The following is an 11,786-nucleotide window of genomic DNA, read 5'->3' on the forward strand; positions in this document are numbered from 1 at the left end:
TTCAGGGACGGGCGGGTTCGTGAATCGGGCAGCCATTGTGACTCGCCCGGAATCCGGCCGAGCGCGGATAGACCGCACGGCGCGCCCGCATCACCGAGCCGAGGGGCTGGTGCGCCGCGAGTCCGTGCCACGGGCTGAAGGCGAGGCCGTCGTCGAGGTCGCGGACCTTCGCGTCGCTCCAGCTCTCCTGCGGCGGGACGGTGATCCGGGCGACCGGAAGATAAGGGCTCAGCGCCTCCGGCCAAGGCTGCGAGGCATCCTCGATCGGCATCGCCGCGCGGTCGGTGAGGAGCTGGGCGCGCAACTCCCACACGCCCTCATGGCCTGAGAAGAAGCCGGAGACCGCCTCGCGCAGGCCGTTCGGCCTGCCGTTGACGTTCAGGGAGGCGCCCGTCAGCGCGGTGAGGGCCGGCGAGACCGGAGCGAGCGCGACCTTGGCGACGTAGTCGCCCCAGCGCAGGGGCGCCTGGCTGTAGAAGGTCTCGCCGAGGATGTGCGTCTCGGGATGGCCGCCGAGGGCGATCAGCGTCGGACTCTTGCTTCCCACCGCCTCCAGGGCCGTCTCGACGCCGCGGAGCGCGGCGGAAAACACCTTCTTGAACACCTGCGGCGTGTCCGTGGTGGCGGCGAGGAGCTTCAGGCTCTTCAGGAAGGCCTTCGCATCGGGGGCGGTGAAGGCCGGGGCGTTCGCCATCACGAAGTCCTGGGTGTCGCCCCCCGCTCCGGGCAGGCGTTCGCCGGGCACGCCGATCACCTTCAGGGCGAGGCCGCGGGGCGTCGAGACGCTGTCGTCCAGGATGTCGCCCGGATTGGTCGAGAGCCGCACCACCGCCTCGTAGGTGCCGGGCGTCGCGAACAGTCCCTGCGCCAGCGGCGCGGGCAGGTCCGGCAGCACCGTCAGGCGGCCGGTGAGCAGGCCGTGGCTCTTGGCGTGGACGCCGCGCACCGCGTGGCCGTAATCCTTCAGCGTCGTCTCCTGGATCCGCTCGAAGACCCGGATCATCTCCGCCTGCACCTCCCCTTCGTCGGGCTGCACGCTCTCCAGGGAGGGATCGAAGCGGATCGGCGCCTGCATCGGGAAAAAGACCTTGCTCGTCTCGGGACGCGAGGGCGCGCCGCTGCGTCAGCGGCAACGGAACCGATGCGGCCGTGTTCCGGCCCGCCCGGTGAGAAGCGCCGGATGAAGACGATCCTTCCCCTATCTCGGGTTGCCGCAGACATGTCTTCTCCGGTTGCCGGCCATTTTGGGAGGCGCGTTCATTGACGGTCGGGCACGGCCGGGCTTGAATATGGCCGGAATGCGACGCAGCGCTGCCGGTTCGACCGGCCGGCGCCGCTCGTCCCTCACCGAGGAGCCCTGACCATGCCCGCCGCCGTCAAGACCCGCACTCTGGTCGACCGCAGCCGCTACCTGGCCTGGAACGCGCTCACGGTCCTCGTCTTCGTGATCCTGACGGCTTACGTCGCGCGGGCCGATGCGCCGGTGCTCGCCGTCGTCGGTGGGTAAGGCATTTTTTCTCCGATTCGAGCGCCTGTTCGCCTTGCTCGGCGGTTTTGACGCGGTGGATATGAGAGCTTGTTTGATTGACTAAAGCACTTACTCCCACACACGACCTCATCCTGAGGTGTTGGTCGATCGAAGATCGACTGACCTCGAAGGAGGGCTCCAGGTATCGCGAAGACTTCTAAAGCCCTCCTTCGAGGCTCATCTCAGTCGTACCTCAGGATGATGTCGCGAGAGGGATGGAAAAGGTCGTTACAGATAAATTTCGCAAATATTTCGCGAGTCAAACAGACTCAGAAATATTCAATTATTAAATAAATAAAATATAAAATCTCGATTCATTCGCTCGATACCATTCAGAGCCTGTTCGACTGACCTCTACGGATCTCGAACCCGCCGTGTCATTCCGGGGCCGCGCAGCGGAGCCCGGAATGACGAGGAGGGTACGAAGATTGTCGATGAGGTCAAACAGGCTCTCGGTGGCTCGATCCCATCGCGAACGCTGCGGCTCCCTCACTCCTCCCGGCACCGCACCATCCCGAGCGCCTCCTCCAGCACACCCAGCAGCCGCTCGAAATCGCGCCTCTGCGCCTCGTCGAACCCCGACAGGAGCTGGGCCTCCCGGGCGAGCAGGATCGGCACCAGCTCGGCATAGGTCGCCCGCCCCTGCGCGGTGAGGTGCAGCATGATCTCGCGCCGGTCGTCACCGCCCTCCTGGCGCTCGACGAGGCCGAGTTCCATCAGGTGGCTCACCGCCCGGCTGATCCGCGACTTGTGCGTGCGGGTGCAGCGCACGACGTAGGCCGCGCTGCGCGGTCCGTCATGCTGCCCCAGCGTCGCCAGCACCCGCCATTCCGGAATGTCGATGCCGAACCGCGCGTAATCGGCGGCGAGCGCCTGGCTGAACTCGGTGGCGAGCCGGTTGAGCCGGAACGGCGAGAAGCTGAGCAGGTTCAGGCGGTCCATCGGTGCGAGGCGCGGCCCCTTGACGGTTGCGATCGCAACATCTTACATCAAGTTGCAAGTGCAACAAGCACCGCGCGTGCCTCAAGGCGCGCCGCACGATGCCGCGTTCGAACGGCACCGGCAAGACGATGGCATCGGCCAGACAAGAGCCACGGGAGGCAACCGCATGAGCAAGGGCTTCGCCAGCCAGGGCGACCTCGCCGAGAAGCAGGAAACCTTCTCTGAACTGGCGCCGGGCGTCTACGCGCTCACCGCCGAGGGCGATCCGAATTCCGGCATCGTGGTCGGCGACGATTCGGTGCTGGTGATCGACGCCCGCGCCACCCCGCGCATGGCCGGCGACCTGGTGCGGCGCGTTCGCGCGGTCACCGACAAGCCGATCCGCCACGTGCTGCTGACGCATTACCACGCCGTGCGGGTGCTCGGCGTCGCCGGCTATCCGGACCGGGTCAACGTCATCGCTAGCGACGTCGCCCGGGCGATGATCGTCGAGCGCGGGCAGCAGGACATGGATTCGGAGATCCAGCGCTTCCCGCGGCTGTTCCGCGGGCGCGAGGAGATTCCGGGCCTGACCTGGCCGACGCTGACCTTCCACGGCGAGATGACCCTCTGGCTCGGCTCGCGCGAGGTGCGGATCATCCATGCCGGGCGCGGCCACACCGCCGGCGACACCATCGCGTGGCTGCCGAAGGAGAAGGTTCTGTTCTCCGGCGACCTCGTCGAATACGGCGCCACCCCGTATTGCGGCGACGCGCATTTCCAGGACTGGCCCGCCACCCTCGACCGGCTGGAGGCGCTTGGGCCCGCCGCCCTGGTGCCGGGCCGCGGCGAGGCGCTGACGACGCCTGACCGGATCCGCGAGGGCCTGGAGGGCACCCGCGCCTTCCTGCGCGACCTCTACGCCATCGCCCGCGAGGGGGTGGCGGCCGGCCAGGACCTCAAGACGGTCTATACCCGGGCGATGACCGAGATGCGGCCCAAATACGGGCACTGGGTCATCTTCGAGCATTGCATGCCCTTCGACGTCAGCCGCGCCTACGACGAGGCCAAGGGCATCGACACGCCGCGGATCTGGACTGCCGAGCGCGACATCGAGATGTGGCGGGCGCTGGAGGGCTGACCTCCCGCCGGCTCGAACGAGAGAGCGACGCCCGGATCAACCGGGCGCGTCCTGAACGAGGGAAACGCCGAGAGGCCGCCGATGAGCACGCCCCGCTATGCCTCCGTCGCACCACCGGAACTCACCGGCGGGAGCCAGCGCCGGCCGGTCGTGGTGATCGGTGCCGGGCCGGTCGGCCTCACCTGCGCCATCGATCTCGCGACCCGCGGGGTGCCGGTGGTGGTGCTCGACGACGACGACACCGTCGCGACCGGCAGCCGGGCGATCTGCTGGGCCAAGCGCACCCTGGAGATCTGGGACCGGCTCGGCGTGGGGAGCCGCATGGTCGAGAAGGGCGTGACCTGGAACACCGGCCGCGTCTTCCACGGCGCGCGGGAGCTCTACCGCTTCGACCTCCTGCCCGAGGGCGGGCACCGGCGCCCGGCCTTCGTCAACCTCCAGCAATATTACGTCGAAGAGTTTCTGGTCGACCGGACCAGGGATTTTCCGGAGCTGATTGCCTTACGCTGGAAGAACGCCGTCACCGACCTCGCCCAGACCGGCGACGGCGTGCGCCTCACCGTGGAGTCTCCGCACGGCACCTACCAGGTGGAAGCCGCCTGGGTGATCGCCGCCGACGGCGCCCGGTCGCCGACCCGCACCCGGATGGGCCTGCCCTTCCCCGGCCAGCGCTTCGAGGAGCGCTTCCTCATCGCCGACGTGACGATGCAGGCCGGCTTCCCGACCGAGCGCCTGTTCTGGTTCGAGCCGACCTTCCATGCCGGCCAGAGCGCGCTGATGCACCGCCAGCCCGACGACGTCTTCCGCCTCGACTTCCAGCTCGGCCCCGATGCCGATCCCGAACTGGAACGGCAGCCCGACCGGGTGATGCCGCGGGTGCGGGCGGTGGTCGGCGCGGACACGCCCGTGGCTCTCGAATGGTGCTCGGTCTACAGCTTCCGCTGCGCGAGGCTCGAGCGCTTCGTCCACGGACGAGTGATCTTCGCCGGCGACAGCGCCCATGTGGTGAGCCCGTTCGGGGCCCGGGCGGCAATGGCGGCGTGCAGGATGCCGACAACCTGTGCTGGAAGCTCGCCCTGGTCCTGGCCGGCGAGGCGCCCGAATCGCTGATCGCCACCTACGACGAGGAGCGCGGTCGGGCCGCCGACGAGAACATCCTGCATTCGAGCCGCACCACCGCCTTCATGACCCCGCGCACCGGAGCCGAACGCGGCTTGCGCGACGGCGTTCTGGCGCTCGCCGCCGAGGCGCCCTTCGCCCGCGCCCTCCTCAATGCCGGACGCCTCTCGCGGCCCTGCTCCCTCGCCGGCCTGTCGTTGCAGACACCCGATGCAGACCCGTTTTCCGGCGGCCCCGAACCCGGCACGACCTGTCCCGACGCGCCGGTCACCGATGCCGAGGGCCGGCCCGCCTGGCTGCTCGACCGGCTCGGCGGGTCGTTCACGCTCCTGCTCTTCGCCGGTGAGCCGTTGCCGGACCTCGCGCCGCTGGCGGGCCTCGGCCTGCGCCTCGTCGTGGTGAGTCCCCTCCCCGTTCCGGGCGCCGAGACCGTCCACGACCCGGACGGCCTGGCCGCCGCCCGCTACGATGCCGCGCCCGGCACCGCCTACCTGATCCGCCCCGATGCCCACGTGGCGGCCCGCTTCGCGACCCCCGATCCCGTTGCCGTCGTGCAGGCCGTCGCCCGCGCCACAGGCCGCCCCGCCTCCGCCGTCCGGGAGGCCGCGTGATGGCGCTCCGGCAGGATGACGGCTTCCGCGGCCGGGCCGACGACGTCTACGAGATCCTGGTCAGCGCCCATCGCGACCTTGACGAGGCCGAGAGCGCGGCGCTCATGACCCGTCTCGTCCTGATCCTCGCGAACGAGGTCGGCGATCCCGATGTGATCCGCGAGGCGGTCGCGCTGGCGCGGCGGACCTCGCAGGTGGGGACGGTCACGGATTCAAGTCCAGCGAGCGTCTGAACTCCTCGAAGGTTGGGCTCGGCGAAGGGGGTGAAGGCGTCGCCGGGAAACGCCGCGCCAGTTCCTCCGCGGAGAGAAAGCAGTCGCCGCAGGCATCGACGACCCAGCCGCCGTGGCGATTCCAGAGGTCGATGCCTGTGGAGCCTGCCGCTTTGAAGCGGATCGGGTGGGCCGATTCACCCCAGAGCGGATCGCTGTGATCGGCAATCCAGACCAGGGTGCCCGCATTGAGCGTCACTTCCGGGATCAGCCCGTTCTTCTTCACGCGGGTCACGACCGTCATGCACAGGCCTTCGCGGCAACCGGCTTCGACCCGCAGGATCAGCATGCCGTATTGACTCCAGAGAGGGCCGTCGATGATCCGGGTTGCATCGATCGCCACGGCGGCATCGGCGGGCCTCATGATCCGCAGCAGATCGGCGACGCGCTCCCGAAGCTCGGCCGGAACCGGATCCTTGATGACGAGGCCTGCACTCCCCGCTTTGAGCGGGCTCACGCCGACCGAGATCGCCATGGCAGTGAGAATGACGGTGAGGATTACCCCCAGTCTGGTCATCGGCATCGCTCGTCTTCAGGAGACAGTCGCTTCGGGATCGTCGTGCATCCCGTCATCCATGGAGGCCGGCCGCTCGCAGCCTCCCCGGAATCGTCGATCTGGGGAGCGGTCCCGCGACGGCTGAAGCAGATATTCGGGTCTCCTGCCGCATTCGCCATAGCGCCATCACCATCGGCCAGGCCGAAAACCGGCCGGCACGCGCCTTCTCGGCAAGGTCGCGCAGATAGGCCCCTGGGGCCGCAATCGTCGGCCCACGCTGCAGGATACAGGCGAGCACTACCGCCGCCTGCTCCTCACCCATCGCCTCGACCGCCATGCTCCACGCAGGCAGTCCGATCCCGAGGCTCGCCCGAACGACCGTGGCCGTGCCGAGGAAGTCCCGCCAGTTGGCGATCCCGTGACGGGCGTAAGCTGCGATGTCCGGGCACGCCTCGAGCACCAGCCCGAGCGGCAACGCGCGGTCGTTCGGCACTACGCTCTCCGCGAGGGGCGCTGCGACCTTGTCCTCCCGTCCCCGCAAACCCCGTTCAAGATTCTGGAAAGACTCAGGTTTTGAACTCTGATGGTGACAGCCGACCTGGGACTCACAGGCGTCCATTTTTCGGAATTCCGTCGATTCCGCTAGGCACTTATCCACCGCGGCACGCAAACCGCGCAGCCCCTCGGCCACCTCGGCCAGCATCGCGTTGCCGGCCGAGCGCGGCGGCATGGAGCCGGCTCCATGCAATTGCGCCTCGATTTCGTCCCACGCCCCGCTCAGTCCCGTCTCCCGGGCGAAGGCGACGATCTTGGCGATGTCCCGCCGCAGCAGCGAGATCTCCTCCCGCAGGAGCGCCCGTGCCCTGGCGGCCGCCCTGACCTCTCCGGCCAGCGCCTCGAACTCGCCGGCCCGGGCCACAAGGGGCGAGAGGTCGAAGCCGAAGGCCTGCTCGATCTGCCCGCCCTCGCCGCGCCGCGCGTAGCGCTTGCCGTTGGGGCTGTCGCGGCGGATCACCAATCCGGCCTCGACGAGCTGCGTCAGCGCCCGCCGCAGCGTCGTCGGCGACGGCCCGTGGGCGCGCACCGACAATTCGCGGTTCGACGGGAAGACCACGAGGTCGGGCCCCGGCACCAGAGCGGTCTCGGGATGGAAGCTGAGCAGGGCCGAGAGTACGGCGAGTGCCCGGTCCCCGATCCCGAGGCGCTGCTTGGCCTCGGTCAGGTTGCGGAAGGTGCGCCATTTGTGGCTGGCGGCCTCGTCCGGGCACGCTTTCGCCGCCGCCTGCGCCGCCATCATGGCGAGCGACAACGGCCGCCGCCCGAAGGGCGTCGTCGGTTGAATCCGTGACATGGGGATGCCTGTCGTCAGGCAACAGAAAAGGGTTCGCCGAATCGGCGCCACGCTTGACAGATTATGCCGGATTGGGTTCTCTCAGGCTGCCAGGCACTAAAGAGAAGGGCTTCCGGGGCGTCGCTTCGGGGGCCTTTTTCTTTTGCCGGATCGATCCTTTCTGGGTTCGGGTTGCGGGAAACCGCCGAAGCGGGGTCAAAAGGTGCCGCGTGTCGCGGCTGTCATCCGGGAGGGGACCCCGGGATGAGGGAACGGCTCACGCGACACGGCCCCAGGCCCGCGCGATCTCGCCGGTAATCTCGGCATTCACCGCATCCAGCGCCTCGACCGTCCGGTCGTAGGCCTGCCGCGAAAGACTCTCGCGGCCCGCCTCGTACAGCGTGCGGCCGGAGGCGCCGGCCTCAGCGATCGCGGGCGAGAGCGGCACCGCATGCGTCATCACCTGCTCGCCGAACAACGACCGCAACAGACCGACGATCTGGGTCTGCGGCCCGTCATGCGGCTCGTAGCGGGTGACGAGGTAGCGCAGGAAATCGGGCTGCACGTCTCCCCCGGCGTCGCGCACCGCGCCGAGAAGGTCGGCGGTCATCCGCAGCGCGCCCGACATCCCGGCGAGATCCGCCATCTGCGGCTGCACCGTCACCAGGATGCCGGTCGCGGCGCAGAGCGCCCCGAGGGTCAGGGCGCCGAGCTGCGCCGCGCAATCGACCACCACCACGTCGTAGGCGTCGGCGAGGCCCGCCAGCGCCTCGCCGACGCGGCCGACCGTTCCCTCCAGCGCGGCGCCGTGCTCGCAGGCCATCAGTTCGAGATGGCCGGGCACCAGATCGATGCCCGGAAAATGCGTGTGCCGCAGGATGTCCTTCAGCGGGCGCTCGGCCCCGTCGCGCCGCACCGCGCCGTAGAGCGTCTGGCTTACCCCGACATCGAGGCCGGGCCGGCAGCCGAACAGGCCCGAGAGTGCCGCCTGCGGGTCGAGATCGACCGCGAGCACGCGAAAGCCCTGCAACGCCAGGTATTGCGCCAGATGCGCCGCCGCGGTGGTCTTGCCCGACCGGCCCTTGACGTTGGTGACGGCGACGACCTGCAGGTGCTCCCCGGCCCGGCGGTGGCGCAAGTACCCCGGCCGCGTCCGCGCGAGGCGCCGGCGCAGGTCGTTGATCTGGCCCAAGGTGAATTGCCGCCGGCCCGCCGGCCCCTTCTCGGGCTCCAGCGCCTCGTCGGACAGGATCAGCTGGCGCAGATAGGCGTCGGTGATGCCGATCAGCCGCGCCGCCTCACCGGTCGGGAAGCGGCGCAACTCGCGCCGGGGCGCCGGCGGGCTGAACCGCTCGCCGACCCGGGCGAGCTGGCACGTCAAGGCGTCGGCATGGGCCGCGAACACGGCGTCGAACGGCGCGGAGGCACGCTCGTGCGGCGCTCCCTCCATCCTGACGATCCGACCTTCGGCAGCCTTCGACATCTACGCTTTCGAGCCTCATCCGAGCTTATCGGCGTAGGTTGGCCGGCTCAGCGGTCGATGAGTCAAGCGTTAAGCCCGGGGCTCTCCGATTCAGGAGTCGACAACCTTTTCTCCACAGGAGTCAGGCTCTTCGCTCCTGAAGTGTTGGTACCGAAGCCCCGAATCGTGCGTTGGCGGGGAATCGATCGGCCTCGAGAATCAGGGGCCGGCCCGCAGGCGGTCGAGCAGCGCGGCATCGGCGTAGCCGTCCGCCACCAGCCCGGCATTCGCCTGGTACGCCCGGATCGCCGCCCGGCTGCGCGGCCCGATCCGCCCGTCGATGCCGCCGACCGGATGACCCTTCGCCTCGAGGGCGGCCTGGATCTCCCGCCGCTCGTCGAGGCTGAGGGGTCGGTCGCCCCGGGCCAGGCTTGCACGAAGCCCGGCTCCCCGCGCAATCGATCGGCAAGGTGCGCCACCGCCAGTGCGTAGGAGAAGGCGGCATTGTAGCCGAGCAAGGCCTGGAAGTTCGGCCGCAGCAGGAAGGCCGGACCGCGGGCGCCGGCGGGCAGCACCAGGCGGGCGGTGTCGGTGTCGGCCCCGATCGTCCGGCCGGCGGGCGTCACCCCGAGCGCGCGCCACTCCGCAACGGACCGCATCGTCGTCTCGTCGGCCAGGCGATGATCGAAGCCCGCCGGCAGCACGACCTCGCCGCCCCAGCCCTCGCCGGGGCGCCACCCCAGGCTCCTCAGATAATGCGCCGTCGAGGCGAGCGCGTCCGGCGCCGAGGTCCAGATGTCGGCCCGCCCATCGCCGTCGAAGTCGAGGGCGTGGCGCAGGTAAGTCGTCGGCATGAACTGGGTATGGCCCATCGCGCCGGCCAGGAACCGGTCAGGCGCTCCGGCACCGTGCGGCCGAGGTCGAGGATGCGCAGGGCCGCAACCAGCTCCTCGGTCCAGGTCGCGACCCGCCTGTCGCCCGAGCAGGCCAGGGTGGCCAGCGAGCGCAGGACCGGCCGCACCTTGCGGGGATCGTTCAGGACGCCGCCATAGCCCGATTCGATGCCCCAGATCGCCACCAGCACGTGCCGGTCGATGCCGGAGGTCGCCTCGATCGCCGGCAGGCTCGCCTCCGCGGCGAGCTTCGCGCGGCCGTCGGTCACTGCCTCGGCGCTGACCGCAGAATCGAGATAGGCCCAGATCGGCTTCTCGAACTCCGCCTGCCTGTGGGTCGCGGCCAGCACGTCCGGATCGGGGGTGAGCCCGGCCAGCTGCGCCTCCGCCAGGGATGGCGTCACCCCCTGCTCTTTGGCCCGGGCGACGAGGCCGGACAGGCAGGCGGCCATCGCCGGCTCGTCGGCCGCCGGCGGGGTCTGGGCCCAGGCGGAAGGCGCCGCGAGAAGCCACAGGAGCGCGATCGGCACCCGCATCGAAGAGCCTCCGTGGTGAGTGTCGGTGAAAGGCGCGGCCGAGCCGGGACCGGTGGTCAGGGCTCCGGCAGGGCGAACACCGTCAGCTGTCCGCCCGCCGCGGTATAATGCGACAAGGCCGCATAGCCCCCGACGGCGCCCGACCCCTCGGCCGGATCGGTCAGCCCGGCCGCGAGCCCGATCCCGGCCCAGCCGCCGATGCCGGACAGGACCGCCACGTATTGCCGTCCGCGATGCCGATAGGTAGTGACGTTGCCGACGATCCCCGACGGCGTCTTGAAGCGGTAGAGTTCCCGGCCGGTCTTCGCGTCGACGGCCTTCAGGTAGCCTTCGAGAGTCCCGTAGAACACCACCCCGCCGGCGGTGGCGAGCGCCCCCGACCAGACCGAGAACGGCTCCGGGATCGACCAGGCGATCCGGCCTGAAACGTTGTCCCAGGCGATGAAGGCGCCGGTCCGGTCGGTGCCCGGGGGCGGGTGCAGCGCCAGCGTCGCGCCGACATAGGGCTGGCCCGGCGTATAGGTGACGTGGAACGGCTCGTAATCCATGCACATGTGGTTGGTCGGCACGTAGAACAGGCCGGTCGCCGGCGAGTAGGCCGCCGGCTGCTGGTTCTTGGCGCCGAGCGCCCCGGGCAGATGCCGGACACGGTCTCGTCCTCCCCGGTCGTCCCCGGCGCGTAACGCTCGTCCACGACCGGACGGCCGTAAGCCGGCGAGGCGCGATCGAGCTCGATTCGCTTGGCCCAGTTCACGCTCGGATCGAACTTTTCGGCCACCAGCAGGTCGCCGGTGGCCCGGTCGAGGGTGTAGCCGAAGCCGTTGCGGTCGAAATGGGTGAGCAGACGTCGCCTGCGGCCGGCGATCTCCTGTTCGGTCAGGATCATCTCGTTGACGCCGTCATAGTCCCACTGGTCGTGGGGCGTCATCTGGTAGACCCAGCGGGCCATGCCGGTATCGGCGTCGCGGGCGACGATCGCCATCGCCCAGCGGTTGTCGCCCGGGCGCTGGACCGGATTCCAGGTCGAGGGATTGCCGGTACCGTAATAGACGAGGTTCAGCTCGGGATCGTAGGAGAACCAGCCCCAGGCGCATCCTCCGCCGGTCTTCCACTGCTCGCCGTCCCAGCTCTTCAGCGACGAATCCCGGCCGATCGGGCGACCGAGTTCCGTCGTCTTGTCGGGATCGACCAGCATCTCGTCGTCCGGCCCGGTGGCGAAGGCCCGCCACAGGCGCCGCCCCGTCGCCTGGTCGTAGGCGGTGACGTGGCAGCGCGCGCCGTACTCGCCGCCCGACAGGCCGACGATGACCTTGTCCTTCACGGGCAGTACCGCGGCGGTATTGGTCTCACCCTTCGCCGGATCGCCGTTCCGCACCGACCACAGCACCCGGCCGGTCTCGGCCTCGAGCGCGACGACGGTGGTATCGGCGAGTTGCAGGAAGATCCGGTCGTCCTTGTAGGCCAGCCCGCGATGCAC

At 69.5% G+C, this 11,786-nt stretch carries 9 protein-coding genes and 3 pseudogenes (1 of these 12 running past the window's edge); 4 read left to right on the plus strand and 8 right to left on the minus strand.

What is annotated here, in order from left to right; all coding sequences use genetic code 11:
- Nucleotide 1: 1 nt before the first annotated feature.
- Complete coding sequence (locus F1D61_RS00930; protein WP_203156125.1) at nt 2-1,075, minus strand: catalase family protein; 1,074 nt, start codon at nt 1,073-1,075, stop codon at nt 2-4.
- A gap of 288 nt (nt 1,076-1,363) precedes the next feature.
- Between F1D61_RS00930 and F1D61_RS00935 the strand changes: the two genes are divergently transcribed.
- Nucleotides 1,364-1,507 (plus strand): hypothetical protein, encoded by a 144-nt coding sequence (locus F1D61_RS00935; RefSeq protein ID WP_203156126.1) that lies wholly within the window; start codon nt 1,364-1,366, stop codon nt 1,505-1,507.
- A gap of 510 nt (nt 1,508-2,017) precedes the next feature.
- On the opposite strand, the gene F1D61_RS00940 is transcribed toward F1D61_RS00935, so the two are convergent.
- Nucleotides 2,018-2,470, minus strand: coding sequence for a MarR family winged helix-turn-helix transcriptional regulator (locus tag F1D61_RS00940; RefSeq protein ID WP_203156127.1), 453 nt, complete (start codon nt 2,468-2,470; stop codon nt 2,018-2,020).
- Between the two features lie 166 nt (nt 2,471-2,636).
- Here F1D61_RS00940 and F1D61_RS00945 point away from each other — a divergent pair, with 166 nt between their 5' ends.
- The 3 genes and pseudogenes from F1D61_RS00945 (at nt 2,637) to F1D61_RS00955 (ending at nt 5,553) form a co-directional block, all read left to right on the plus strand.
- A complete protein-coding gene (locus F1D61_RS00945) occupies nt 2,637-3,590 on the plus strand; it encodes an MBL fold metallo-hydrolase (RefSeq protein WP_203156128.1) in 954 nt (317 codons plus the stop codon).
- 81 nt (nt 3,591-3,671) lie between these two features.
- A pseudogene (locus tag F1D61_RS00950) lies at nt 3,672-5,320 on the plus strand (FAD-dependent oxidoreductase).
- Complete coding sequence (locus F1D61_RS00955) at nt 5,320-5,553, plus strand: DUF2783 domain-containing protein (RefSeq protein WP_203156129.1); 234 nt, start codon at nt 5,320-5,322, stop codon at nt 5,551-5,553. The pseudogene F1D61_RS00950 and the gene F1D61_RS00955 overlap by 1 nt, the downstream one beginning before the upstream one ends.
- Here the strand turns inward: F1D61_RS00955 and F1D61_RS00960 are convergent.
- From F1D61_RS00960 to F1D61_RS00980, 6 genes and pseudogenes are all read right to left on the minus strand, one after another.
- The gene (locus F1D61_RS00960) at nt 5,525-6,109 is read right to left on the minus strand and encodes a hypothetical protein (RefSeq protein ID WP_203156130.1); all 585 of its coding nucleotides are present in this window, start codon (nt 6,107-6,109) and stop codon (nt 5,525-5,527) included. The genes F1D61_RS00955 and F1D61_RS00960 overlap by 29 nt on opposite strands.
- Before the next feature lie 52 nt (nt 6,110-6,161).
- A complete protein-coding gene (gene repC, locus F1D61_RS00965) occupies nt 6,162-7,439 on the minus strand; it encodes a plasmid replication protein RepC (RefSeq protein ID WP_203158861.1) in 1,278 nt (425 codons plus the stop codon).
- 256 nt (nt 7,440-7,695) lie between these two features.
- Nucleotides 7,696-8,901 carry a plasmid partitioning protein RepA gene (gene repA / locus F1D61_RS00970; protein ID WP_246775663.1) on the minus strand — a complete coding sequence of 402 codons (1,206 nt, stop codon included), beginning with the start codon at nt 8,899-8,901 and terminating at the stop codon, nt 7,696-7,698.
- Nucleotides 8,902-9,099: 198 nt separating this feature from the next.
- Complete coding sequence (locus F1D61_RS33755; RefSeq protein ID WP_246775910.1) at nt 9,100-9,339, minus strand: peptidoglycan-binding domain-containing protein; 240 nt, start codon at nt 9,337-9,339, stop codon at nt 9,100-9,102.
- Nucleotides 9,340-9,401: 62 nt separating this feature from the next.
- Nucleotides 9,402-10,309: pseudogene (locus F1D61_RS00975) on the minus strand (lytic murein transglycosylase); the annotation flags it as partial.
- Between the two features lie 56 nt (nt 10,310-10,365).
- Nucleotides 10,366-11,786, minus strand: a pseudogene (locus tag F1D61_RS00980) (methanol/ethanol family PQQ-dependent dehydrogenase) (it continues 342 nt past the right edge of the window).

It is taken from the genome of Methylobacterium aquaticum, from assembly GCF_016804325.1.
Lineage (GTDB): Bacteria > Pseudomonadota > Alphaproteobacteria > Rhizobiales > Beijerinckiaceae > Methylobacterium > Methylobacterium aquaticum_C.

Bases quoted from the DNA above. Each gene is read 5' to 3' on its own strand.
- F1D61_RS00930 (WP_203156125.1), bottom strand. From the start codon at position 1,075: ATGCAGGCGCCGATCCGCTTCGATCCCTCCCTGGAGAGCGTGCAGCCC.
- F1D61_RS00935 (WP_203156126.1), top strand. From the start codon at position 1,364: ATGCCCGCCGCCGTCAAGACCCGCACTCTGGTCGACCGCAGCCGCTAC.
- F1D61_RS00940 (WP_203156127.1), bottom strand. From the start codon at position 2,470: ATGGACCGCCTGAACCTGCTCAGCTTCTCGCCGTTCCGGCTCAACCGG.
- F1D61_RS00945 (WP_203156128.1), top strand. From the start codon at position 2,637: ATGAGCAAGGGCTTCGCCAGCCAGGGCGACCTCGCCGAGAAGCAGGAA.
- F1D61_RS00955 (WP_203156129.1), top strand. From the start codon at position 5,320: ATGGCGCTCCGGCAGGATGACGGCTTCCGCGGCCGGGCCGACGACGTC.
- F1D61_RS00960 (WP_203156130.1), bottom strand. From the start codon at position 6,109: ATGACCAGACTGGGGGTAATCCTCACCGTCATTCTCACTGCCATGGCG.
- repC (WP_203158861.1), bottom strand. From the start codon at position 7,439: ATGTCACGGATTCAACCGACGACGCCCTTCGGGCGGCGGCCGTTGTCG.
- repA (WP_246775663.1), bottom strand. From the start codon at position 8,901: ATGTCGAAGGCTGCCGAAGGTCGGATCGTCAGGATGGAGGGAGCGCCG.